We start from the raw sequence: 24,484 nt of genomic DNA, 5'->3' as shown, positions 1-24,484 counted from the left end.
CGTCGCGGCTCTAGACCTGTCTGATTCGTGTCTCTATCCCGTGACTTGCGGGTCAGTTTAGCCTTCCCGCGGCCGAAAATTCTCGATCAGCCGCAGCAACACCCGCGCGCCTGCGTCGGCATCGGCGAGTTCGACATGCTCGTCCGGGTGATGGCTGATGCCGCCGCGGCAGCGGACGAAGATCATGCCAACATCGGCAATGTCGATCATGGCCATGCCGTCATGCCCGGCCCCGCTCGGCAGCTCGAACACGGGGAAATCTTCCGCTTGAATTGCCTGCGCGATCTGGTCCTTCAGCCAGGGCGCGCAAGGCGCGGTGCGGTTCTCGTGGGTGACGTCGAGCTGGAGCGTCAATTGACGACGCTTTGCGATGGCTTCGATCTGCCTGACGACATCGGCAACCGCGCGCTTGCGGTGCATGTCCGTCGGTGCCCGCATATCGATGGTGAACGACACCTCGCCCGGGATGACATTGGTCGCGCCGGGCCTCGCCTGGATGTAGCCGACGGTGCCGACCAGCCCATCCTCGTCGGTCCGGCAGAACTGCTCGATCGCGCCGATGCATTCGGCCGCGCCCGCCAACGCATCGCGCCGGAGCGCCATCGGCACCGTGCCCGCGTGCCCCGCCATGCCGGTCAGCCGCGCGGCAAGCCGTGTCGCGCCCGCAATCGCGGTGACGACGCCGACGGGCAGGTTTTGTGCTTCCAGCACAGGACCTTGCTCGATGTGCAGCTCGAGATAGGCAAGCAGCTCGCGCCGGGCCCGCGCGGCCGCGCCGATATGATCGGGGTCGAGCCCGAACTGCACCAGCGCATCGCGCATGGACACGCCATCGCGGTCGCGTGTGTTGAGGACGCTCTCGTCAAAGGTGCCGGCCACCGCGCGGCTGCCGAGCAAGGTCGAGGCAAAGCGCACCCCTTCCTCGTCCGCAAAACCGACGATTTCGATCGCGAACGGGAGGCGCTTGCCGCGACGGTTGAGATCGGCGACGCAGGCGATCGCCGTGATCACACCCAACGGCCCGTCCCATTTGCCCGCATCGCGGACGGTGTCGTAGTGCGAGCCAAGCATCAGGCAAGGCGCGCCCGGCCGCTCGCCTTCGTAACGCCCGCAGACATTGCCGATCGCGTCGAGACGCGCACTCATGCCGGCGCCGCGCATCCAGCTCAGGATGAGGTCCGCAGCCTTGCGCAGCTCGCGGGTCAGAAAGATGCGGGTGAGCTTGTCGCCTTCTTCCGAGATCGCCGCGAGCTCATTGATCCCTCGCACGATCTCTTCGCCGAGCGGTCCATTCTGAACGGCGTTACCAGCAGCCATCTCGGCGAGCTTTCCATCTCTTGGGACCGCAGGGACGGCAATCCGGGCGATAATCGATTCAAGTTCGGTGCCAGCGAAACACGCTGAAGACATCGTTCCAATCAGCGCGTGGTTAGCATGAATGCGGGTCGCCGGCAGACCACCCGCCCTCGTCATGCACACGTCCGCGCTGGTTAAGACTGCTTAACTCCATTGCATACAATTACAAAATACTGCCTACAATTTCATCTGCTGATTTCCTGGTCAGGATCAGAATTCGTAAAATACATTTTTATTTTCAATGCGTTAGTTGGACGCACTCTCTCGGCAACCTCTGGCACGAAGCTTGCGACAATCCATCCCGGGCTCCGCCAGACCGGCGCAGCGCGAGATGAGGCGGTGCATCCGCCAAGGGGAGCAAGCAATGGAATTTGGCAGGATCTCACGACGTCATTTGTTGCAGGGTGGTGCGGCCCTGACCCTCGGCGCGGCGACCGGCGCCCGCCCGTCCTTTGCGGCCGAGACGACCATTGGCTTCATCTATGTCGGCTCGCGCGACGACTATGGCTATAACCAGGCGCATGCGCAGGGCGCCGCGGCGCTGAAGAAGATTCCCGGCCTCAAGGTCGTGGAAGAAGAGAAGGTGCCAGAGACCGACGCGGTCGAGAAGACGATCGAGTCCATGATCAATCTCGACGGCGCCACCCTGCTCTTCCCGACCTCGTTCGGTTACTACAATCCGCACATGGTCAAGATGGCCAAGAAATTCCCGAAGCTGCACTTCGAGCACTGCGGCGGCCTCTGGAGCGACAAGGACCCGAAGAACGCTGGCAGCTATTTCGGCTATATCGATGAAGCCCAGTACATCTCGGGCATCGTCGCCGGCTATAGCTCCAAGAGCGGCAAACTCGGCTTCGTCGCCGCAAAACCCATCCCGCAGGTGCTGCGCAACATCAACGCATTCGCGCTCGGTGCGAGGCTTGCCAATCCCAAGGCCACCACGCAGGTCATCTTCACCGGCGACTGGTCGATGCCGGTCAAGGAAGCCGAGGCCACCAACAGCCTGATCGACCAGGGCGTCGACGTCCTCACCTGTCACGTCGACGGTCCGAAGACCATGGTCGAGAACGCCGCGCGTCGGGGCGCCATGGTGTGCGGCTATCACGTCAACCAGTCGCCGCTCGCGCCGAAGGCGTATCTCACGGGAGCCGAGTGGAACTGGGAAGCGCTGTACCCCAAGTTCGTCAAGATGATCGCCGCTGGCGAGAGCATTCCGAACTTCTATCGCGGCGGCCTCAAGGAAGAGATCGTCAAGACCTCGCCCTATGGCGAAGCAGTCTCCGCCGAGGCGCGCAAGCACGCCGACGACGTCAAAGCCAAGTTCTTGTCCGGTGACGGCTACGCCATCTTCAAGGGAGGGCTGGTCGACAACAAGGGCAAGACGGTGATCGCGGCCGGCACCGATCGCGGCCAGAAGGATCCCGAGCTCGAGAAGATGGACTATCTTGTGGAGGGCGTGGTCGGGGCGACTTCGTGACGACGGAAGCTGCGGATCCCGTTGAAGCGGTCGGGACGGTTGCCCCGGCCGCAGACGCGGGATTCCTCCAGCGTCGCGGCGGAGCGATCGAATATGTCCTGATCCCGGGCGTAGCGCTGGTCGGCGCGCTCGGGGTCTTCGGCATCTTCGTCGCAATGTTCGGCAAGAGCCCGCTCGACCTTTATTTCTACATGTACTACGGCGCGTTCGGCACCTGGTTCTCGTGGCAGAACACGCTGACGCGCGCGGCGCCGCTGATCCTCACCGCACTCTGCACGGCGCTGCCCGCGCAGCTCGGCATGGTCATCATCGGCGGCGAAGGCGCACTCCTGATCGGCGCGCTGTCGGCAACCAGCGCGGCATTGGTGCTTCAGGGCATGCCGCCGCTCATCGTGCAAATCGCCATGGTCATGGCCGGCGTAATCGGCGGCGGCCTGTGGATCATGCTTTCGGGCGCGCTGCGGCAATATCGCGGCGTCAACGAGACGATCTCGAGCCTGCTGCTCGTCTACATCGCGCTCGCTGTCCTCAACCATCTCGTCGAAGGCGCGATGCGCGACCCCGCCGGCCTCAACAAGCCATCGACCCGCGAGATCGGCGCCGCCAACATGATCGGATCGATTCCCGGCACCGACGTGCATTGGGGTCTCGTGTTCGGCCTGATCGCCGCGATCGCCGCCTATATCCTGATCTATCACACCGTGTTCGGCTTCGCTGCGCGCGTTGCCGGCGGCAACATCCGCGCTGCGAAGATCGTCGGCCTCAATGTCAGTAAGCTGATCCTGACCGTCTGCTTCCTCGCAGGCGGCGCCGCGGGCCTTGCCGGCATGGTCGAGGTCGCCGCCGTGCAGGGGCGCACCAACGCCAACCTCGCCGCAGGCTACGGCTTCACAGGGATTCTCGTCGCCTTCCTGGCGCGGCACAATCCGCTCGCCATTATCCCCGTCGCGATCCTGCTTGGCGGTATCAGCGCCAGCGGCGGGCTGTTGCAGCGCCGCCTTGGATTGCCGGATGCATCCGTGCTGGTACTGCAAGGCATCATCTTCGTCTTCGTGCTGGCCAGCGATGCGCTCTACGGCCGCATCGGGTTTCTGAAGGGAAAGTCCTGAGATGGCAGACGGCTCGATCGGACTCTGGACCGTCCCGCTCGCCGTGCTCGGCGGCGCCATTCGCGTCTCGACGCCGTTCCTGTTCGTGAGCCTCGGCGAATGCATCACCGAGCGCTCCGGCCGCATCAATCTCGGCCTCGAAGGCACGCTGGTGATGGGCGCGATGAGCGCCTACGGCATTTCCTACCTCACGGGATCGCCGTGGCTGGGCGTGCTCGCCGCTGGCATCACCGGCGCGCTTCTAGGCGCCCTGCATGCCGGCATCTGCTCGTTGCCGCGCGTCAACGACATTGCGGTCGGCATCGCCTTGATGCTGTTCGGCACCGGGCTTGCCTTCTATCTCGGCAAGCCGCTGATCGAGCCCACCGCCCCCCGTTTACCCGCGATCGATTTCGGCTGGTGGAGCGACATTCCGCAGGTGCGCGCGGCACTACGGGTCAACGTGCTCTTCCTGATCGGCGTCGCACTCGCGCCAATTCTCTACTGGGCCTTCCGGACTACGCGCTGGGGCCTCCTGATCCGCACGGCCGGCGAGAGTTCGGATGCCGCGCGTGCGATGGGCCACTCCGTGCTGCTGATCCGCCTGCGCGCGACCATGGTCGGCGGCTTCCTCGCCGGCATCGGCGGTTCATTCCTGTCGCTGTTCTATCCCGGAAGCTGGAACGAGGGCCTGTCATCGGGCCAGGGAATCACGGCCGTGGCGCTCGTGATCTTCGCGCGCTGGGATCCCTTGCTGTGCCTGTGGGCCTCGCTCGCCTTCGGCGGCGCCGCGGCGCTGGGCCCGGCGCTGCAATCGGTCGGCGTCACCTCCGGCTACCACCTCTTCAACGCCGCACCCTACATCCTGACCCTGGCGATCATGATCATCACCTGCTCGCCGAAGCGCACGCTGACCGGAGCCCCGGCCGAATTGTCGATCACCCGCTAGGAAGCGAATCATGCCCGAGCGCACCATCAAGTCCGAGCCCTATGCCTGGCCCTACAACGGCGACCTCCGTCCCGAGAATACCGCGCTCATCATCATCGACATGCAGACCGATTTTTGCGGCGTCGGCGGCTATGTCGACAAGATGGGCTATGACCTGTCCCTAACGCGGGCGCCGATCGAGCCGATCAAAAAACTGCTGACGGCCATGCGGAGCCAAGGCTTTCACATCATCCACACCCGCGAGGGCCACCGTCCCGATCTCTCGGATTTGCCAGCCAACAAGCGCTGGCGTTCGCGGCAGATCGGCGCCGGCATCGGCGATCCCGGCCCGTGCGGTCGCATCCTGGTGCGCGGCGAGCCCGGGTGGGACATCATCCCGGAGCTCGCACCGCTGCCCGGCGAACCCATCATCGACAAGCCCGGCAAGGGCTCGTTCTGCGCCACCGATCTGGAGCTGATCCTGCGCGTCCGCGGCATCGAGAACATCGTGCTCACGGGGATCACCACCGACGTCTGCGTTCACACCACAATGCGGGAGGCCAACGACCGCGGCTTCGAATGCGTACTGCTGCACGATTGCTGCGGTGCGACCGACAAGAGCAACCACGAGCACGCGCTGAAGATGATCAAGATGCAGGGCGGCGTGTTCGGCGCGGTCTCGACCTCCGACGCTTTCATCGGAGCGATTTCGTGATCGTCGGCGAAACGCCGCCGCCATCGGGCGCCTTCGGCGTCGATGCCATTGCCATGACCATGCGTTTCGGTGATTTCCTGGCGCTGGACAATGTCGCGCTGAAAGTGCGGCCGGGCTCGTTCCATGCACTGCTGGGCGAGAACGGCGCCGGCAAGTCGACCCTCGTCAAATGCATCATGGGTTACTATCGCGCGACCGAGGGCGACATCCTCATCGGGGGGCGCGAGCAGGCGATCGGCAATCCGAAGGACGCCCACGCACTAGGCCTCGGCATGGTCTACCAGCATTTCACGCTGGTGCCGGCGATGACGGTCGCCGAAAATCTGGTGCTGGCGCGCGATGACGTGCCGGCCGTGGTGAATTGGTCCCGCGAGATGAAGGACCTCGAGGCCTTTCTCGCGCGGATGCCATTCAAGGTGCCGCTCAGCGCAAAGGTCTCCGACATCTCCGCAGGCGAGCGCCAGAAGTGCGAGATCCTCAAGCAACTCTACCTGAAGCGCCGCTTCCTGATTCTGGACGAACCCACATCAGTGCTGACGCCGGCGGAAGCCGACGAGGTGCTCGGCATGCTCCGTGACATGGTCGTCAAGGGCGAGCTGACCATCCTGATGATCACGCACAAGTTCCGCGAGGTCATGGCCTTCGCCGACGACGTGACGATCCTGCGTCGCGGCAAGCTCGCCGGCGCCGGCAAGGTTTCCGAACTGACGCCGGACGCGATGGCGCGCACCATGATCGGCGCCGAGGAGCTGACGGTACAGCCGCCGCGCACCGGAGAGGCCGGCAAGGCGAGGCTGGAGCTGGCGAAGATGCGCGCGCTCGACGACGCCGGCGCCATCGCCGTGCATGACGTCTCCCTCACGGTCCGTGCCGGCGAGATCGTCGGCATCGCCGGCGTCTCCGGCAACGGCCAACGCCAGCTCGTCGAGGTGCTGGCCGGGCAGCGCGAGGCCGAGAGCGGCGAGATCCGCGTCGCCGGCGATCCCTATCACGCCAGCCGCGAGGAGATGCGGCGGCACAATATGTCACTCCTGCCGGAGGAGCCGCTGAAGAACGCTTGTGTCGGCGGCATGAGCGTCGCCGACAACATCGCCTTCCGCGAATTCGACCGCGCGCCCTTTGCAAGCCTCAGCTGGTGGCTCAACCGCGGCGCCTTCCGCGTCGACGCCAGGAAGAAGATCGCGCAGTACAAGATCAAGACCCGCACGCCCGACACGCCGATCTCGGCGCTGTCGGGCGGCAACGTCCAGCGCGCGGTGCTGGCCCGCGAGCTCGGGGGCGGCGTCGAGGTGCTGATCGCAGCCAATCCCTGTTTCGGGCTCGATTTCGCCGCGGTGGCGCAAATCCATGCCGAGATCATGGCAGCACGCAACCGCGGCGCCGCAGTGCTGCTGGTCAGCGAGGACCTCGACGAACTCCTTGAACTCTCGGATCGGCTGGTGGTGATGTTCCACGGCGAATTCGTGTATGAAGCACGGACCAGCGAAGCCGATCTCACCGTGATCGGCCGGCATATGGCGGGGCATTGACCAGGGAAGAGCGATGAGCGGCGGGTCCGAGCGGGACGAGCACTTCCTCCGCCTTTCCTTTGCGGTCGCCCGCCGTTCCCTCACCCACGGCAACCATCCCTTCGGTTGCATCGTCGTCGATGCCGAAGGCAAGGTCCTGATCGAAGCCGAGAACGGCTACATGCCGGATCACGACGGCACCGCGCATGCGGAGCGCCTCGCCGCCACGCAGGCCTGCCGCACGCTCGGCGGCGAGGTGCTGGCGAAGGCCACGCTCTATTCCTCCGCCGAGCCCTGTGCGATGTGCGCGGGCGCGATCTACTGGGCCGGCATCGGCCGTGTCGTCTATGGCCTCAGCGAGCACCGCCTGCGCGGCATCACCGGCGATCATCCGGAGAACCCGACGCTCGACCTGCCCTGTCGCGAGGTCTTTATCAGTGGCCAGAGGCCGACAGACGTTACGGGGCCGCTGCTCGAAGACGAGGCCGAAGCGCTGCACGACGGCGTGTGGACGAAGTAGGCGGCCGCCGAGCGGGCCTTGCGCCGCTCACCGAAGGGCCGCCTGAAGGTACCCAGCCCATCCCACAAACGAAGATAACGCCGCGGAGGTTTAACGCGGCGTCATCGTCATTCACCTGAAGAATGTCAGGTGGTTAGAACTTCACAGTGATACCCGAGTAGAGCGAGGACTCGGTGCAGGATCCGGTGCTCACCTTCGTACCACCGACGAAAGTGGTGCACGCAAAGGCATTGTTGTGATCGAGGCCGAACTTGTTCTGCCAGTAGCGATAGGCGACCCAGACGTCGACGAAGTGCGAGTACTTTTCACCCCAAATCGCCTTCGAGGCATCGAGGGTCAGGCGGATCGGCTCGGAATTGAACTCGACCTTGGTCGGATAGACGTTGTTGGCAACGCTGGCGGGAAGCGGCTCGGTGTCGGTGCCCTTCTTGCCGTACCACGCCGCGCGGCCGCTGATCGAGAAATACTGCATGTTCTGCGGCAGGAAGCCGAGGTCCATATAGTAGTTGGTTTCGATAGCCCAGGTCGGCTTGAACGACGTGTTGCCGTCGGCAATACACGGAGCGGACCAACCGGCGCCGCACTGCGAGAAGGAGTTGTGGTTGGCGAACTCCCAGTACACCAGCGGCGCGACGTTGAAGTAGCCCTTGTAGGGAAGATCGAAGGCAAACTGCAGACCGGCGACAACGTCGCGCTTGGCGGCGCCGAAATACCGGTTCTCCGTGTTGGCATCCATGCCAACCTCGAACGAGATGTTATGCAGCGGGCCTTGGGTGAAGGCCTTGGTGTTGAAGATCTCGTTCCAGCCGAAGGTCGAACGGAAAAGACCGTAGATTTCTGTCGCGCCGGCACAGCTCGTCGGCGTCGCTGCGAAGCCTGCAGCCGGCGACACGACCACGCCTGTGGCGGTACACGGGCCTGCCGGATCGTTGTGGTCCGACTTGAACATCGAGATGGTGAAGAAGTTGGTGCCGTAAGTCCAGGCATCGAAGTGGGTAAAGGAGTAGACCTGCTTCGTCGTCTTGGCGTTGATCACGCCGTTGGTGTTGGTGAACGCACCGGGCTGCGACGCATTGAAGATATAGGAGAAGGTGACGCGGTCGTCGATCACCAGGAAGAACGGAAGATCCGCCGCCTTCTTGGCAGCCTTGACCGGCAAGTCGGCTGCCTGAGCCAGGCCACCGGTAGCGAGCGTAGCAAGTGACAGCGCCGCCGCCGCAATTGCCTTCATACGAAACGACATCCGAATACCCCCAAGTTTGGACACGTAAAAATGAACGTCCCTTGGGTGCGACACTTGCGCCGATCTCCAGGAGTGAGAAGCCTCAACTTGTTTCAAGGCATGCCGCTTGTTTGCACAGAGCACTGCGCTTCACCGGCGGATTAGGAAGGCCAACCTCACCGCCACGCGGTCAGGCGAGAGCGGCCATTGCCGGATAATCCCATTTGATTTCGCTCGCCTTTTCATGTCGATCGGGCAAGGCAGACAGAATGGGCGGAAGCGACTGTCGCGGTGTTCGCAAATGCATACGCGTGATGGCGCGTCTCTGCTCAACTTCACATCAAGCCTGCATAGCGGGTTCCGATTTGGTTTGATCCGTCACAAATTTGCAACAGGCGTCACGCGCAAGCCGGCACTGCAAAGGCTGTTCGGGGGGCCTTTGAGGACGATCGCCGCCTGGCGAGAGCCGCGACTCGCCGACACCACCTGGCTGCCGAAGCGTTGAGCAAGGGATGACGCTTTTTCACACCTTACGCGACGGTTCAAACTAGCTCAGTATTGAGGCACTTCATCCCATGCAAGCGCATCAGCGAATGTTGGATCCCACGGCTAACAGCCTGCATTCCGGCGAGTCCCCGCTCCTCAGGACGATCGGGCTCACCAAGCGCTATGGCGATTTCCTCGCCAACGATTCCATCGACATCGACATCTGGCCAACGGAGATCCACGCGCTGCTCGGCGAGAACGGCGCCGGCAAGTCGACGCTGGTCAAGGCGATCTACGGGCTGATCCAGCCCAGCGCCGGCCAGATTTGCTGGCAGGGCCAGCCGATCGTGCTGTCCGGTCCCTCGGAAGCGCGCAGCCGCGGCATCGGCATGGTGTTCCAGCATTTCTCGCTGTTCGACAATCTCACCGTCGCCGAGAACGTCGCGCTCGGCCTCGACGGCAGAGAATCCTTCAAGGACATGTCGGCGCGGCTTGAGCAGGTGTCGAAGACCTATGGATTGCCGCTCGATCCCAAACGCGAGGTCTGGCAATTGTCGGTCGGCGAGCGCCAGCGCATCGAAATCGTTCGCGCGCTGATGCAGGATCCGCAATTCCTGATCCTTGACGAGCCCACCGCAGTGCTGACGCCACAGGAAGCCGACCAGCTCTTCGTCGTGCTGGAGCGGCTGAAGGCCGAAGGTCGCGCCATCCTCTACATCAGTCACAAGCTCGAAGAGGTGAAGCGCTTGTGCGACACGGCAACGATCCTGCGCGGCGGCAAGAAGGTGGAGACCTGCAATCCCAGGCTTGAGACCGCCGCTTCGCTCGCGCGCATGATGGTCGGCGGCGAGATCAAGGAGGTGAAGGCGGCCGCCGGCCGGCAGACCACCGCGCCGCGCCTCGTCGTCAACGACCTCTCGCTCGCCCCCGGCGAGGCGCATGGCGTGCGGCTCGAGCACATCTCGTTCGAGCTGAAAGGCGGCGAGATCCTCGGCATCGCCGGGGTCGCCGGCAACGGCCAGGACGAACTGTTCGCCGCGCTGTCCGGCGAACGCCTCTCGAAGGATCCCGGCACGATCGTGATCGAAGGCCTTGCTGCCGGCCATCTCTCGATCACGCAGCGCCGCAAACTCGGCGCGGCCTTCGTTCCGGAGGAGCGGCTCGGCCACGGCACGGCGCCGCGCATGAAGCTTTCGGAGAACGCGCTGCTCACCGGCCACGCCGCCAGCGGCATGGTTCATCACGGCTTCATCGATACTGCGGCCACTCTGAAGACTGTCGACCGCGCAACCAAGACGTTCGACGTCCGCAAGGCCAAGCGCGATCCGGAAGCAGCATCCCTCTCCGGCGGCAATTTGCAAAAATTCATCGTGGGACGCGAGATCCTGCGCAATCCCGCAGTGCTGGTGGTGAGCCAGCCGACTTGGGGCGTCGACGCCGGCGCGGCCGCCGTCATCCGCCAGGCGCTGCTTGATCTCGCGACCGCAGGCGCCGCCGTGCTCGTGACCAGCCAGGACCTCGACGAGCTCGCGGAAATCGCCGACCGTATCGCCGTGATGTTCCATGGCCATCTATCTGCGCCGCTCGCCACCAGCGAGGTGACGCGCGAAAGACTCGGCTTGTTGATGGGCGGCAGCACGCTGGAACCGAAGGAGGCCGCGCATGCAGTTGGTGCTTGAGAAGCGCGCCGAGCGCTCCAACACGATCGCACTGATCTCTCCGCTGATCGCGATCGGCCTCACGATCGTGACCATGGTCATCCTGTTCGCGATCCTCGGCAAGAATCCGCTGCTCGCCCTGCACGCGTATTTCATCGCGCCTTTGACCGACAGCTATTCGCTCCAGGAAATCGCGGTGAAGGCGACACCGCTGGTGATGATCGCGATCGGGCTGTCGCTCTGCTATCTCGCCAATGCCTGGAACATCGGCGCCGAAGGGCAGTTCCTGATCGGTGCAGTCGCCGGAAGCTGGATTGCGGTGAAGACGCAGGGCACCGACGCCGGCGCCTGGGTGCTGCCGGTCATGCTGGTGCTCGCCGCCGCCGCAGGCGCGCTCTACGCGCTGATCCCGGCAATCTGCAAGGTGAAGTTCGGCGCCAGCGAGATCCTGACCAGCCTGATGCTGGTCTATGTCGCCGATCTCTTCCTCGACTATCTCGTGCGCGGCCCCTGGCGCGATCCGCACGGCTTCAACTTCCCGACCACGGCCGAGTTCGATCCGGTAGCAACGGTGCCGCTGCTGATCGAAGGCGGCCGGCTGCATCTCGGCTCCATCATCGCCCTTCTCGTCGTCGCCGCGGTGGCGATCCTGCTCGGGCGCACCATCAAGGGATTCGAGATTCGCGTGGTCGGTGCGGCGCCCCGCGCCGCGCGGTTCGGCGGCTTCAATTCCAACCAATTGATCATCCTGACCTTCGCCGTCTCGGGCGCGCTGGCGGGCCTCGCCGGCATCATCGAGGTCGCGGGTCCGGTCGGGCATCTCCAGCCCGGCATCTCGCCGGGTTACGGTTTTACGGCGATCATCGTCGCCTTTCTCGGCCGGTTGAACCCCCTTGGGATATTAATTGCAGGCCTTTTTCTTGCGTTGACCTTTATCGGCGGCGAGCAGGCGCAGATCGCGATGAAGATTCCGTTGGACGTCACCAAGGTATTTCAAGGCATCCTGCTGTTCTACGTGCTCGCCTGCGATTCCCTCATTCTCTATCGCTTCAAGCTGGTCTTCCCGAACCGACAGGTGGCTCGTGGAACTCATTGAAGCGATCATTCTCGCAGTGCTCGCCGCCTCGACGCCGCTCCTGATTGCGGCGACCGGCGAGCTCGTAACCGAGCGCTCCGGCGTGCTCAATCTCGGCGTCGAGGGCATGATGATCATCGGCGCCGCGTCTGGCTTTGCAGGTGCGTGGCTGACCGGCTCGATCTTCATCGGCGCACTGTTCGGCATCGTCGCCGGCACGTTGATGTCTTTGGTCTTCGCGTTGATGGCGCTCGGGCTTGCGGTCAACCAAGTTGCGACAGGGCTGGCGCTGACCATCCTGGGCGTCGGACTCTCGGGCCTGATCGGCGCCGGTTTCGTCGGCGAGCGCATCACGCCGGCGATGCATCTCAACATTCCCGGTCTCACGGATATTCCGCTTATCGGCCGCGTGCTGTTCGGCGAGGGCGCCTTCGTCTATTTCTCGCTGGCGCTGGTCGTCGGCGTCTGGTGGTTCCTGTACCGCACGCGGCCAGGATTGATCCTGCGCGCCTGCGGCGACAACCACGTTTCTGCGCATGCACTCGGCTACCCCGTACTGCGGATCCGAACCATCGCCGTGATGTTCGGCGGCGCCTGCGCCGGGCTTGCCGGCGCTTATCTGCCGCTCGCCTATACGCCCTTCTTCATTCCGGGCATGACCGCGGGTCGCGGCTGGATCGCACTGGCGCTGGTGGTGTTCTCGTCCTGGCGGCCAGGCCGCCTCGTGGTCGGCGCCTACCTGTTCGGCGCGGTGACGATCCTGCAGCTGCACGCGCAGGGCTGGGGCGTCGGCATTCCCTCGCAGTTGATGTCGGCGCTGCCTTACCTTGCGACCGTCATCGTTCTGGTCCTGCTCTCCCGTGCGCGCACGGGCGGATCGACCGCACCGGCTGCGCTCGGCAACGTGTTCGTGCCTGACCGCTAACGTTTCATTTCCGCGCCGTGTGCGATGGGGCGCACACGTTGCGGATCGTGGCTTTCCCCTGATGTTTGGAGATTGATGATGAGGAAATCACTTCTTGCGCTGGCTGCCGGGCTCTTGCTTGCCGGGAGCGTCAGTGCAGCCTCCGCCGCCGACAAGCTGAAAGTCGGTTTTATCTACCTCGGCCCGGTCGGCGACCTCGGCTGGACCTATCAGCATGAGCAGGCACGACAGGCGCTGGTGAAGGAGCTCGGCGACAAGATCGAGACCACCTTTCTCGAAAACGTGCCTGAAGGCCCGGACGCCGAGCGCTCCATCGAGCAGCTCGTCCGCGCCGGCAACAAGCTGATCTTCACCACCTCGTTCGGATACATGGATCCGACGCTGAAGGTCGCGAAGAAATATCCGAACGTGCATTTCGAGCACGCGACCGGATACAAGCGCAACCCGAACATGTCGACCTATTCGGCCAAATGGTACCAGGGCCGCTACATCCAGGGCCTGATCGCGGCCAAGATGTCGAAGTCGGGCGTGCTCGGCTATATCGGCTCGTTCCCGATTCCCGAGGTCGTCTCCGGCATCAACGCAACGATCCTCGCCGCGCAGACCATCAACCCGAACATCAAGGTCAAGATCATCTGGGCCAACACCTGGTTCGACCCGGGCAAGGAGGCCGACGCCGCCAAGGCGCTGATCGACCAGGGTGCCGACGTCATCATGCAGCACACGGATTCGCCGGCGGCAATGCAGATCGCCAGCGAACGCGGCAAGCTCGCCTTCGGCCAGGATTCCGAGATGATCAAGTTCGGGCCGAAGACCCAGCTGACCTCGATCCTCGACACCTGGGGTCCCTATTACATCGCCCGCGTCAAGGCCGAGCTCGATGGAACCTGGAAATCCGAGGACAGCTGGGGCGGCCTCGACAGCCACATGTTCGCGATGGCGCCCTACACCAACATGCCTGACGACGTGAAGAAGATCGCCGAGGATGCCCAGGCCGCGATCACCGCGGGCAAGCTGCATCCGTTCAAGTGCCCGGTCCTTGGGCAGGACGGCAAACCTGTCGAGTGCAAGGGCGGCGCCAATCTCGACGACGGCCAGATCCTCGGCATGAATTTCTATGTCAAAGGCATCGACGACAAGCTGCCGGGCAAGTAGCACGCTTCTTGCATTGCCTAGATCACCTGCTCCTCCCGGAACAGGTTCGGAGGGGGTGGCCAGAAGCACCCGGCACTTGTGGTCGCCCCCTCTTTTTATTTTGCGTGGATATTATTCGGCCTGCATGGCCCGCGCCGCCGAACTGTGGCGCTGGATGAGGTCTGCCACATCAAGGCCGGGGATCGCGCCGTCGATCACGGCCCATTTTCCGGCTACCATCACCCTGTCGGCCCGATGCGCCCCGCACAGCATCAGTGCGGCCAGGGGATCGCCATGGCCGGAGAAACGTAGCTCGTCGAGCCTGAACAGCGCGAGATCGGCCGCCTTGCCGACCGCGATCTCGCCGAGTTCCGGCCGACCGACGCAGGCTGCCGAGCCCTTGGTGGCCCAGCGCAGCGCATCCCTGTGACTGACCTTCGTGACGCCGTAGCGCGCCCGTTGCAGCAGGAACGCGGCCCGCACCTCCTGCATCAGGTTCGATCCGTCGTTCGAGGCCGAGCCATCGACGCCGATGCCGATGCCGACACCGGCCTCCTCCATCTCGCAGACCGGGCAGCAGCCGGAGGCCAGGAGCTGATTGCTGCAGGCGCAATGACTGATCGTCGTCTTCGCTCTTCCGAGCCGCTTCATCTCGTCTACATTGAAGAAGATGCCGTGGGCGAGCCACGTCCGCGCGTTGAGCCAGCCGCATTGTTCGAGATAGTCGAGCGGACGGCAGCCATACATCTCCTGGCAGAACCTGTTCTCGTCCTCGGTCTCGGCAAGATGTGTATGCAGGCGCACGTCGAGCTTGTCGGCGAGATCGGCGGTGGCGCGCATCAGGGACGTCGACACCGAGAAGGGCGAGCAAGGTGCGAGCGCGATCTGCACCATCGCATCCCGACCGCGCTGGTGGTGCTTGCCGACCACGCGCGCGCTGTCCGCGAGGATGGTGTCCTCATCCTGCACGACGCTATCGGGCGGCAGACCGCCGTCGCGCTGCGACAAGTTCATCGAGCCGCGCGTGAGCAGCACGCGCACGCCGAGCCGCCTGGCCACCGCCACCTCGATATCGACGGCGTCTTCGAGCCCTGCCGGAAATACATAGTGATGATCCGTTGTGGTGGTGCAGCCTGACAGCAGCAGTTCGGACATCGCCACGGTGACGCCGAGCTCGAGAGCTTCAGGCGTCAGCTTCGCCCACACCGGATAGAGCGCCTGGAGCCAGGGAAACAACTCGCGGTCCATCGCCGCCGGCAGCGCCCGCGTCAGCGTCTGATAGAAATGATGATGGGTGTTGATGAGGCCCGGCAGCACGACGTGGTCGCCAGCGTCGAACACCGCGACGTCAGCGGTTGCGGGCGCACCGCCGGCCGGCACCAGTTCGACGATCCGGCCGTCCTGCACCACGACGCCGCGCTCGGCGCCATCGGCGAGGATAGCCAGGGGATCCCTGATCCAGATCGGCTTTGCGTCGCTCATGAACCTGCTCCTCCTCACATCCGCTGACGACAGGCCTGCAAGACAGGGGCCGGCCCGATTGCGCTTTTGCTGCGACTTGTTGTTGCGACTTGGCGCTCGTCTTGCAAGACTTTCTCCTGGCTCGATTCACTCGTTGGAAGCGTTGGCGTCGCCATGGACTTGAATACCATCACAGCGGTCGCCCATCCGCAAACGCGCACGCAGCTGCCCGTTTGGACGCCAGGTGATGCTTGGCTCGCGGGCGGCACCTGGTTGTTCTCGGAGCCGCAAGTTCACCTGACTCGGCTGATCGATCTCACCGACCTCAAGTGGCCGGCACTGACGGTCACCGAGAGCCATTTCAGCATCGGGGCCACCTGCACCGTTGCGCAGCTCGATGGATTCGCCTGCCCACCAGACTGGTTCGCGGCGCCGCTGATCAACCAGTGCTGTCGCGCCTTCCTTGCTTCGTTCAAGATCTGGAAGACGGCGACCGTCGGCGGCAATCTCTGCATGTCGCTGCCGGCGGGACCGATGATCTCGCTCACCGCAGCCCTCGATGGCGTCTGCACCATCTGGAAGGCCGGCGGCGGCGAACAGATGATGCCAGTGGTCGACTTCGTCACCGGCAACCAGCGCAACCTTCTGGCACCGGGGGACCTGCTCCGGCAGATCGATATTCCGATCGCCGCGCTGAAGCGTCGTACGGTCTTTCGCCAGATCTCGCTGGCGCCGGTCGGCCGTTCGGCGGCGCTCCTGATCGGCAGTCTGGATGTCGATGGCACGCTGACGCTCACGGTCACCGCATCGACGGTAAGGCCGATCCGATTGTCCTTTCCCAAACCACCTGACGCCAAAGCGCTTCGCGACGCCATCGCGCAGCAGATCACGGACGATCTGTACCACACCGACATCCACGGCAAGCCGCTCTGGCGCAAGCACATGACACAGCGGCTTGCCGAAGAGATCCGTGACGAACTCCTCGGAGCGCCGCCGTCATGAGCTTCGAGGTCAACGGCAAGCCGTTTTCGCAGAGCCCGCGCGCCGGCCAGTGCCTGCGCACGTTCCTGCGCGAGCTCGGTCATTTCGGCGTCAAGAAGGGCTGCGACGCCGGCGATTGCGGCGCCTGCACCGTGCTGCTGGACGGCGAGCCGGTGCATAGCTGCCTGATCCCGGCCTTCCGCGTCGAAGGCCGCGCCATCACCACGATCGAAGGTCTGGGCGGAGACGCCGGCGCGCATCCGATGCAGCGGGCTTTCCTCGATGCGCAGGGCTTTCAATGCGGCTTTTGCACCGCCGGCATGATCCTGACCTGCGCCTCGCTGAACCAGGCGCAGCGCACCGATCTCGGCGTGGCGCTGAAGGGCAATATCTGCCGCTGCACCGGGTATCGTTCGATCGAGGATGCGTTGCTCGGCAAGTCCAATATTGAGGAGAGCGTCGAGGCCGGCGCCGCATTCGGCCGCAGCCTGCCGGCGCCAGCAGGCCCCGATGTCGTGCGCGGCAAGGCGCGCTACACGTTCGACACGCAGATTGACGGCTTGCTGCATATCAAGCTGCTCCGTTCACCGCACGCCCACGCGAGGATCGTCGCGATCGACACGTCGGAAGCGCTGAGCGTTCCCGGCGTGCACGCGGTGCTGACGCATGAGGATGCGCCAACCACTCTGATGTCGACCGCGCGGCATGAGAAGGACTGGATGGATCCCGAGGACACCCGTGTCCTCGACGACATCGTCCGCTTCATCGGCCAGAAGGTCGCCGCCGTGGTCGCAGACAGCGAAGCCGCCGCCGAGGACGGGTGCCGCCGGCTGAAGGTCAGCTACGAGATTTTGCCCGCGCTGGTCGATCCGGAGCAGGCGATGGCGCCGGGTGCACCCGTCATTCATCCCGATCGCACCACCGCGAACCGCGTTGCCGACGCCCAGCGCAACCTCGCCGCGGAGACGCATGGCGAATTCGGCGACGTGGCGGCTGCGCTCGCGACATCCGCCGTCACCTTCGAGGGCACCTTCCATAGCCACCGTGTGCAGCATGCCGCGCTGGAGACCCATGGCGGCCTCGCCTGGCTCGATGCTTCCGGCGTGCTCAATGTCCGCACCTCGACGCAGGTGCCGTTTCTGACCCGGCGCGCGCTGTCTGATATCTTCGAGCTTCCCATGGACAAGGTCCGGGTCTTCTGCGAGCGCGTCGGCGGCGGCTTTGGCGGCAAGCAGGAGATGTTCGTCGAGGACATTCTGGCGCTCGCCGCGCTCAAGACCGGACGGCCGCTGAAGCTGGAGCTCACCCGCGAGGAGCAGTTCATCGCGACCTCGACGCGGCATCCGATGCGGGTCCACGTCAAGGCCGGGGCCGACGCGGGCGGCAAGCTCACCGCGCTTCAGCTCGACGTGCTCTCCAACACCGGTGCCTACGGCAATCACGCCGGCCCCGTGATGTTCCACTCGCTGGCCGAATCCATCAGCGTCTACAATTGCCCGAACAAACGGGTCGCCGGCTACGCGGTCTACACCAATACGGTGCCGGCAGGCGCGTTTCGCGGTTATGGCCTGCCGCAAACACTGATCGCGGTCGAAGCCGCGATCGACGAGCTGGCAAGACAGCTCAACATTAGCCCTTACGAGATGCGCCGGCGCAACGTCGTCAAGCCCGGCGACCCCATGCTGTCGCCGCCGCCGTCGGAATTTCACGACGTGCTCTATGGCTCCTACGGGCTCGACCAGTGCCTCGACATCGTCGAGCGCGCGATGCAGACTGATGGCCCACAGCCGGACCTGTCGCCGGAGTGGCTGATCGGCGACGGCGTCGCGCTGACCATGATCGACACGGTGCCCCCAGCGGGCCATCTCGCGGATGCGACGGTCACGCTCAACGACGACGCCGGCTTCGACCTCACCGTCGGCACCGCGGAATTCGGCAACGGCACCAGCACCGTGCACCGGCAGATCGCGGCGACGGCGCTTGCGACCACCGTCGACCGGATCCGCCTGCGCCAGTCCGACACCGCCCATGGCGGCCACGACACCGGCGCCTATGGCAGCGCCGGCATGTTCGTTGCCGGCAAGGCGACGCATGCCGCAGCCATGCGGCTCGCGACCGAGCTGAAGGCGGCCGCCGCCGGCGCATGGCTCTGCGACGTCGGCAGCTGCACGCTCGAGAGCGAGGCCGTCGTCAGTGGCGTGCGGCGGATGTCCTTTGTGGAGCTGGCCAAGCTCGCGCGCGAACGCGGACAGCCGTTCGCAGGCGCCGGCAACTCCGGCGGCTCCCCGCGTTCGGTCGGCTTCAATGTGCAGGGCTTTCGCGTCGCCGTGAACAAGGGCACCGGCGAGCTCCTGATTCTCAGGAGCGTGCATGCGGCGGATGCCGGTGTCGTCGCCAATCCCATGCAGTGCCGCGGTCAGGTCGAAGGCGGTGTCGCGCAGGCGCTCGGTGCCGCGCTCTACGAGGAGATGGTGATCGACGCGGACGGCCGCGTCGCCAACCCCAAATTCCGCGACTACCACCTGCCCTCTTTCGCCGACGTGCCCCGCACCGAGGTCTTCTTCGCCGAGACATCCGACACGATCGGACCGTTGGGGGCGAAGTCGATGAGCGAGAGTCCGTACAATCCGGTCGCCGCCGCGCTCGGCAACGCGATCGCTGACGCCACCGGCATCCGCTTCACGGCGCCGCCATTCAAGCCGGACCGGCTGTTTCCTGCGCTGCATGACAAATTTGGATAGGCCTATTTCGGGAGATTGATTCATGACCAGCGAGGTGCATCCCGTCGACGAAGTCCTGCCGGTTCCACGTCTGCTCGCGCTCGGGCTCCAGCATGTGCTGGTGATGTATGCCGGCGCGGTCGCGGTGCCACTGATCATCGGGCGCGCGCTGAAGCTGCCGCCGGAGGATGTCGCTTTCCTGATCAGCGCCGACCTGTTCGCCTGCGGACTTGCGACGCTGGTGCAATGCCTCGGTTTTGCTGGCGTCGGCATCCGCCTGCCCGTGATGATGGGCGTGACCTTCGCATCCGTGGGTCCGATGCTGTCGATGGCGACTGCGCCGGATATCGGATTGCTCGGCATCTACGGTTCGGTGATCGCGGCCGGCCTGTTCGGCATTGTCGCGGCGCCGTTCGTAAGCCGGCTGCTGCCGTTGTTCCCGCCCGTCGTCACCGGCAGCATCATTCTCGTCATTGGAATCTCCTTGATGCGGGTCGGCATCAACTGGGCCGGCGGCGGCCTGCCGACGCTGACGAAGGTGGTCGACGGCGTCGCCGGCAGCTTTCCCAATCCGGCCTACGGACAGTTGCAGGGGCTCGGCATCTCGCTGGTCGTGCTGCTGTTCATTCTCGGCTTGATCAAATGGGGCACCGGCTTCCTCGCCAACGTCTCCGTGCTGCTTGGCATCATCGCCGGCGCCGTGCTCGCGACCATTCTGGGCGTGATGCATTTCGACAAGGTCGCTGCGGCCTCCTGGGGCGCGCTCGTGATCCCGTTCCGCTTCGGCATGCCGCAATTCCATCTGGTGCCTGTTATCACCATGTGCGTCGTCATGGTCGTGGTGATGATCGAATCACTCGGCATGTTCCTGGCGCTCGGCGACATCACCGGCAAGACGGTCGACCGCGAAGCCCTGAGCCGAGGCCTGCGCGCCGACGGCGTCGGTACGCTGCTCGGCGGCATCTTCAACACCTTCCCGTACACGTCGTTCTCGCAGAATGTCGGCCTCGTCTCGGTCACCGGCGTGCGCTCGCGCTGGGTGACGGTCACGGGCGGCTGCATCATGCTCGTGCTCGGCCTGTTGCCGAAGCTCGCCGCGCTGGTCGAGGCCGTGCCGCTGGTCGTGCTCGGCGGCGCCGGCCTTGTGATGTTCGGCATGGTCGCCGCGACAGGCGCCCGCATCCTCACCTCGGTCGACTTCCGCAACAATCGCTACAATCTCTTCATCGTCGCGATCTCGATCGGCTTCGGGCTGATCCCGCTCGCCGCACCCGGTTTCTTCAGGAATTTGCCGCACGATCTCCAGCCGCTGCTGGAGTCCGGCATCCTGCTGTGTGCGATCGTCTCGGTGCTGCTCAACGCCTTCTTCAACGGGTTGAGCGGCGGTGCAACGGCGGAAGCGGATGCAGCAGCAGTCGCCTCATCCGCGCAACATGTTTAACTGCCGCGGTAGGTCGAATAGCTCCAGGGCGTGACGAGCAGCGGCACGTGGTAATGGCTTTCCGGCTCGCTGATCGCGAACCGCAGCGGGATCTCGTCGAGGAACGGCGGGTCGGTGAGCTGCACGTTGCGCTCGGCGTAATATTTGGCGACGCTAAACCGGAGCTCGTAGCGGCCGATCGGCAGCGGCCGGCCGCCGATCAGCGGCTGGTCGGTACGGCCATCCGCGTTGGTGACGGCGCGCGCGATCACGCGGCTTTCGCCAAGCTTAGCGAGCTCGACGAGTTCGACACGAATGCCCGGCGCGGGCTTGCCGGCGTGATTGTCCAGCACATGCGTCGAGAGCCAACCGTGCACTTTCAGCTTGTCGTCAGCACTGACGAGCTGGTCCAGCCGCAGCGCAGCGATGCGGGAGATTTCCTCGAGCGCACGGCGTGTCTCGGTCTTGGCAATGTTCTGCAGTCGCGACTCGAAGTCACGCAGAATGGAATCCTTGGTGTGCCGGCGCGCGCAGACGATGTAGGGGATACCAAATTTTTCGCGATACGCATCGTTCGCCCGCTCGAAGGCCGCATATTCGGTGTCCGACAGACGGTCTAGACCAGCGCTGCTCTGCTCGGCGGTCGAGTCAGGCGTGAGTCCCGCTGCGCGCTGGGTCTTGTTCGCGAGGTCGGGATGCGCGCGTATCAACGCCAGCTGCACCTCGGGCTCAGCGCTAGCGATCGCCGCCTTGATCGCGTCGAGCAGTGAATTGATGCCGGCAAACGGACGGCGCGCCGCGGCTTCTTGGGCAATCCAAGGCGAGTACTCGACCACGTTTTCAAGTACGGCCACGAAATCATCGAAGCTCGCGGCATTGAGATCAGACAAGGCGATCTGTGACATTGCTTCCCTATCCGATCTCGAATGCGTCGGCCGCAAGGTGCGCGTGCTTGTCGTGCCAATGCTGTGCGATCTGCAACCGCGTCGGCACCCAGACGCGCTCGTGCTTGCCGATGTAGTCGAGGAAGCGGATCAGGCCCGCCGCGCGGCCGGGGCGGCCGGCGAGACGACAGTGCAGGCCGACCGACATCATCTTCGGCGCGTTCTCGCCTTCGGCATAGAGCACGTCGAAGGCATCCTTCAGATAGGTGAAGAACTGCTGGCCTTCGGCAAAGCCTTGCGGATTGATGAAGCGCATGTCGTTGGCGTCGAGCGTATAGGGAATGACGAGCTGCTTGCTGCTCGCGCCCTTGACCCAATAGGGCAGATCATCGGCATAGGAATCGCTGAGATAGAGGAAGCCGCCCTCCTCCATCAACAGACGATTGGTGTTGATCGAGGAACGTCCGGTATACCAGCCGAGGGGACGCGAGCCGGTCGCTGCGGTGTGGACGCGGATCGCTTCCGCGATTTCCGCGCGCTCCTGCGCCTCGGTCATGTCCTTGTGCTCGATCCACTTCAGGCTGTGGCTGGCGATGTCCCAGCCCGCCTCCTTCATGGCGGCAACGATTTCCGGATTGCGCTTCAGCGCTGTGGCGACACCGAACACGCTGGTCGGCCACTTCCGCTCGCCGAACATCCGCCACAGCCGCCAGAAGCCGGCGCGCGAGCCATATTCGAACATCGATTCGATATTGGCGTGGCGCTGGCCGGGCCAAGGCTGTGCGCCGAGCACGTCGGACAGAAACGCTTCCGAGGCAGGGTCGCCATGCAGGATGTTGTTTTCGCTGCCCTCCTCGAAATTAACGACGAACTGCACCGCGACCCGCGCGTTGCCGGGCCATTGCGGGTGCGGCGGGTTGCGGCCGTAACCGCGGAGATCGCGCGGGTAGCGGGTACCAGTCACTCAGACTTCCTCGAAGCGGATCGGCAGCGCGCCCTTCCACAGCACGCTCTTGCCGAGCGTTGCCAGATTCTCCAGGCCGGAGGTCAGCGTGATGAAATGGTTGCCGGCGAGCTGGCCCATCTTGCTCGCGAAGTGCACGCCGCCATAGGCCATCAGGATCTCGGTCTCGCTGATGCCGCCGGGATAGAGGATGATCTGGCCGGGTGCGGGATAGCTGGTGTGGTTCTCGTAGCCGACGCCGAAATCGAGGTCGCCGAGCGGCATCCACACGCCCTCGCCGCTCCAGCGCACGTGGATGATGTGGCTTTCGAACGGCAGCGCCTTGCGGAACGCGGCGACAGTCTTGGGCGCCGCTTGCTCCTCGAAACGGGCATCGAAGGTGAAGTCGCCGGCGCGGATCACGAGTTTGGTCATCTCATCTCTCTGGATCGGGGGCGGTGACCCCACGGGGAATTTTCAGGCAAAGAGCACTCCGTCGGGCTTCGCGCAAGGGGCGCGGCCCGTTACCTGCGGTCGTAGGACCAGCCGAAAACGCCACTCCGCCGCGTCTCGGGCTCCGGCTCGGCGGCAGGCTGCGGCGTCTCCCTCAGTTCCGTCTGCGGCGGCGGAGGCGGCACCGGCAGATTTTCGCATTTCATGGAGTAGACCAGCTTGCCGTCCGCGGTCCGCCCGATCGGCGCGCAGGGGTCGGGATGCGCCGCCGATGTTTTTGGGGTCAGCTTGACCTGCGCCACGGCCGGCGAGGCGATCAGCAGAAGGACCAGCAGATATTTCGACATCATTGTCGCCTGAAAACCAAATTTGATCCATTGAACCGGATTGCGCAGGTCAAGTCCATCGGGGCTACGGGCGCGATTGCCGAATATTTAGCCGAGGCTAGAAAATTGGCTCGCCCCAATGTGATGTCGCGAGCGCTGATATCGGCTGGGCGCGTCGCCATGTCAGCCGCGACGGCGACCACACAAAACACACCTCGCACAGCCGGGCGTCGTCACGGGAGAAAGAAACAATGCAAAGGACTTTCATCATTCTCGGCGCGACGCTGATTGCCGCCGCCACGATCCAGACTGCCGCGGCGAACGACCGCCGTCATATCCGCAAGGCGCAAGCCCACCCCATCACCCAGTCGGTGCGCGACTCCAACGCCGCGCTGTGGCCGTCGCAGCCGACCGGGCCCGACTGGTCGCGCTATTCCAATGGCGCGATGTCTGCACCCGCGGGACGGTGATATTGAAAGCTTAGAGTTCGGTTGCTCCTGGTCATCGCCAATCGTGTCCCGGACGCGCTGCAGCGCGCAGCGTTGCTGCGCAGAGCCGGGACCCAGGGGCGACACGGCGTAATGCGGCGAGATGGGCCCCGGCTCTGCAGCGCACCGTCGAAGGGACGCTGCGCTGCGTCCGGGGCACGAGAGCAGAGCGTGAGGCACGTTCTCTCCACATCGTCATTGCGAGCGCAGCGAAGCAATCCAGAATCCCTCTGCGGCAGCAGACTGGATTGCTTCGCTGCGCTCGCAATGACGGAGTATGGGGCGGTAGCGCCACTGTCTCAGCTCGCATTTGAATTGCAGATGCAGCTTCGCAGTCTCGCGGCGCGTTTCGCCCGAGCTTTGCTTCGTCACTCCACCCTCTTATCCAAGAGGGCGCAGGGAAGGCCGGGTGCCGGCTGGCACCCGCGGTCCGCTGCGCGAAAAGCACACGCAGAAAAACCGCACAGCAGCATACAGGTGTAGCCAATCACTCGGCCTTCCCTGCGCGATGGTTGGACGGCTTATGCCGTGCTCTCCCGGGAGCCGAGTTCCTGCTGGCCTCCCTCACTCTCACAGAAGTTGCCGACATCGCGCCGGTTGACGCGCATGCCGCATCCGCAAGAGCTTGACCGTAGCAACGACGGCCAGGACCACACGTCTATATTTTGGCATTCGGTGAAACACGCCGAAACTAACAAAAGACTTTAAAACAAGCG

General features: G+C 64.4%; 21 protein-coding genes. 14 read left to right on the top strand and 7 right to left on the bottom strand.

Going from position 1 to position 24,484, the window contains the following annotated elements; all coding sequences use genetic code 11:
• Positions 1–57: 57 nt before the first annotated feature.
• On the bottom strand, positions 58–1,317 hold the full coding sequence (locus tag ABIC03_RS10010; RefSeq protein ID WP_354057658.1) for an allantoate amidohydrolase: 1,260 nt from the start codon (positions 1,315–1,317) through the stop codon (positions 58–60).
• A gap of 403 nt (positions 1,318–1,720) precedes the next feature.
• Here ABIC03_RS10010 and ABIC03_RS10005 point away from each other — a divergent pair, with 403 nt between their 5' ends.
• From ABIC03_RS10005 to ABIC03_RS09980, 6 genes are read left to right on the top strand one after another with little or no spacing between them, the layout of a single operon-like run.
• Positions 1,721–2,833 carry a BMP family ABC transporter substrate-binding protein gene (locus ABIC03_RS10005; RefSeq protein WP_275169753.1) on the top strand — a complete coding sequence of 371 codons (1,113 nt, stop codon included), beginning with the start codon at positions 1,721–1,723 and terminating at the stop codon, positions 2,831–2,833.
• Positions 2,830–3,942, top strand: a complete 1,113-nt coding sequence (locus ABIC03_RS10000) for an ABC transporter permease (protein ID WP_354057656.1) — start codon at positions 2,830–2,832, stop codon at positions 3,940–3,942. Before ABIC03_RS10005 ends, ABIC03_RS10000 begins: the two co-directional genes overlap by 4 nt.
• Before the next feature lies 1 nt (position 3,943).
• Positions 3,944–4,870, top strand: coding sequence for an ABC transporter permease (locus ABIC03_RS09995; RefSeq protein ID WP_007601468.1), 927 nt, complete (start codon positions 3,944–3,946; stop codon positions 4,868–4,870).
• Between the two features lie 10 nt (positions 4,871–4,880).
• Positions 4,881–5,564 carry a biuret amidohydrolase gene (gene biuH, locus ABIC03_RS09990; protein WP_354057654.1) on the top strand — a complete coding sequence of 228 codons (684 nt, stop codon included), beginning with the start codon at positions 4,881–4,883 and terminating at the stop codon, positions 5,562–5,564.
• Positions 5,561–7,093, top strand: a complete 1,533-nt coding sequence (locus tag ABIC03_RS09985) for an ABC transporter ATP-binding protein (RefSeq protein ID WP_354057652.1) — start codon at positions 5,561–5,563, stop codon at positions 7,091–7,093. Before biuH ends, ABIC03_RS09985 begins: the two co-directional genes overlap by 4 nt.
• Positions 7,094–7,106: 13 nt before the next feature.
• On the top strand, positions 7,107–7,592 hold the full coding sequence (locus ABIC03_RS09980) for a nucleoside deaminase (protein WP_354057650.1): 486 nt from the start codon (positions 7,107–7,109) through the stop codon (positions 7,590–7,592).
• A gap of 133 nt (positions 7,593–7,725) precedes the next feature.
• Here the strand turns inward: ABIC03_RS09980 and ABIC03_RS09975 are convergent, their stop codons facing one another.
• Positions 7,726–8,835, bottom strand: coding sequence for a hypothetical protein (locus ABIC03_RS09975; protein WP_275169747.1), 1,110 nt, complete (start codon positions 8,833–8,835; stop codon positions 7,726–7,728).
• A gap of 572 nt (positions 8,836–9,407) precedes the next feature.
• On the opposite strand from ABIC03_RS09975, the gene ABIC03_RS09970 reads away from it, so the two are divergent.
• The 4 genes from ABIC03_RS09970 to ABIC03_RS09955 all read left to right on the top strand — a co-directional run bounded on the left by ABIC03_RS09970 (position 9,408) and on the right by ABIC03_RS09955 (position 14,113).
• Positions 9,408–10,979: an ABC transporter ATP-binding protein gene (locus ABIC03_RS09970; RefSeq protein ID WP_354057648.1), complete on the top strand. Its 1,572-nt coding sequence runs from the start codon at positions 9,408–9,410 to the stop codon at positions 10,977–10,979.
• Positions 10,963–12,054 carry an ABC transporter permease gene (locus tag ABIC03_RS09965; protein WP_354057646.1) on the top strand — a complete coding sequence of 364 codons (1,092 nt, stop codon included), beginning with the start codon at positions 10,963–10,965 and terminating at the stop codon, positions 12,052–12,054. Before ABIC03_RS09970 ends, ABIC03_RS09965 begins: the two co-directional genes overlap by 17 nt.
• Positions 12,041–12,958: an ABC transporter permease gene (locus ABIC03_RS09960; RefSeq protein ID WP_354057644.1), complete on the top strand. Its 918-nt coding sequence runs from the start codon at positions 12,041–12,043 to the stop codon at positions 12,956–12,958. The genes ABIC03_RS09965 and ABIC03_RS09960 overlap by 14 nt, the downstream gene beginning before the upstream one ends.
• 78 nt (positions 12,959–13,036) lie before the next feature.
• Positions 13,037–14,113: a BMP family ABC transporter substrate-binding protein gene (locus ABIC03_RS09955; RefSeq protein WP_275170189.1), complete on the top strand. Its 1,077-nt coding sequence runs from the start codon at positions 13,037–13,039 to the stop codon at positions 14,111–14,113.
• Positions 14,114–14,224: 111 nt separating this feature from the next.
• Here the strand turns inward: ABIC03_RS09955 and ABIC03_RS09950 are convergent, their stop codons facing one another.
• Complete coding sequence (locus ABIC03_RS09950) at positions 14,225–15,574, bottom strand: 8-oxoguanine deaminase (RefSeq protein WP_354057641.1); 1,350 nt, start codon at positions 15,572–15,574, stop codon at positions 14,225–14,227.
• 153 nt (positions 15,575–15,727) lie between these two features.
• On the opposite strand from ABIC03_RS09950, the gene ABIC03_RS09945 reads away from it, so the two are divergent.
• From ABIC03_RS09945 to ABIC03_RS09935, 3 genes are read left to right on the top strand one after another with little or no spacing between them, the layout of a single operon-like run.
• Positions 15,728–16,555, top strand: a complete 828-nt coding sequence (locus tag ABIC03_RS09945) for an FAD binding domain-containing protein (RefSeq protein WP_354057639.1) — start codon at positions 15,728–15,730, stop codon at positions 16,553–16,555.
• Positions 16,552–19,275, top strand: a complete 2,724-nt coding sequence (locus ABIC03_RS09940) for a molybdopterin-dependent oxidoreductase (protein WP_354057637.1) — start codon at positions 16,552–16,554, stop codon at positions 19,273–19,275. The genes ABIC03_RS09945 and ABIC03_RS09940 overlap by 4 nt, the downstream gene beginning before the upstream one ends.
• 22 nt (positions 19,276–19,297) lie before the next feature.
• Complete coding sequence (locus ABIC03_RS09935) at positions 19,298–20,695, top strand: nucleobase:cation symporter-2 family protein (protein ID WP_354057635.1); 1,398 nt, start codon at positions 19,298–19,300, stop codon at positions 20,693–20,695.
• On the opposite strand, the gene uraD is transcribed toward ABIC03_RS09935, so the two are convergent.
• The 4 genes from uraD to ABIC03_RS09915 all read right to left on the bottom strand — a co-directional run bounded on the left by uraD (position 20,692) and on the right by ABIC03_RS09915 (position 23,304).
• The gene (gene uraD, locus ABIC03_RS09930) at positions 20,692–21,579 is read right to left on the bottom strand and encodes a 2-oxo-4-hydroxy-4-carboxy-5-ureidoimidazoline decarboxylase (protein ID WP_354057633.1); all 888 of its coding nucleotides are present in this window, start codon (positions 21,577–21,579) and stop codon (positions 20,692–20,694) included. The two genes, ABIC03_RS09935 and uraD, sit on opposite strands and share 4 nt — an antisense overlap.
• A 7-nt stretch (positions 21,580–21,586) precedes the next feature.
• Positions 21,587–22,522, bottom strand: coding sequence for an allantoinase PuuE (gene puuE, locus ABIC03_RS09925; RefSeq protein ID WP_354057631.1), 936 nt, complete (start codon positions 22,520–22,522; stop codon positions 21,587–21,589).
• Positions 22,523–22,936: a DUF3830 family protein gene (locus ABIC03_RS09920; RefSeq protein WP_007601448.1), complete on the bottom strand. Its 414-nt coding sequence runs from the start codon at positions 22,934–22,936 to the stop codon at positions 22,523–22,525.
• 89 nt (positions 22,937–23,025) lie between these two features.
• A complete protein-coding gene (locus ABIC03_RS09915; protein ID WP_354057629.1) occupies positions 23,026–23,304 on the bottom strand; it encodes a hypothetical protein in 279 nt (92 codons plus the stop codon).
• Between the two features lie 227 nt (positions 23,305–23,531).
• On the opposite strand from ABIC03_RS09915, the gene ABIC03_RS09910 reads away from it, so the two are divergent.
• Positions 23,532–23,750, top strand: coding sequence for a hypothetical protein (locus ABIC03_RS09910; protein ID WP_354057627.1), 219 nt, complete (start codon positions 23,532–23,534; stop codon positions 23,748–23,750).
• Positions 23,751–24,484: the final 734 nt, after the last annotated feature.

Source organism: Bradyrhizobium sp. RT6a (assembly GCF_040547675.1).
Lineage (GTDB): Bacteria > Pseudomonadota > Alphaproteobacteria > Rhizobiales > Xanthobacteraceae > Bradyrhizobium.
The sequence above is the reverse complement of the archived record's forward strand: the minus strand, read 5'-3'. Positions and strand labels throughout refer to the sequence as shown.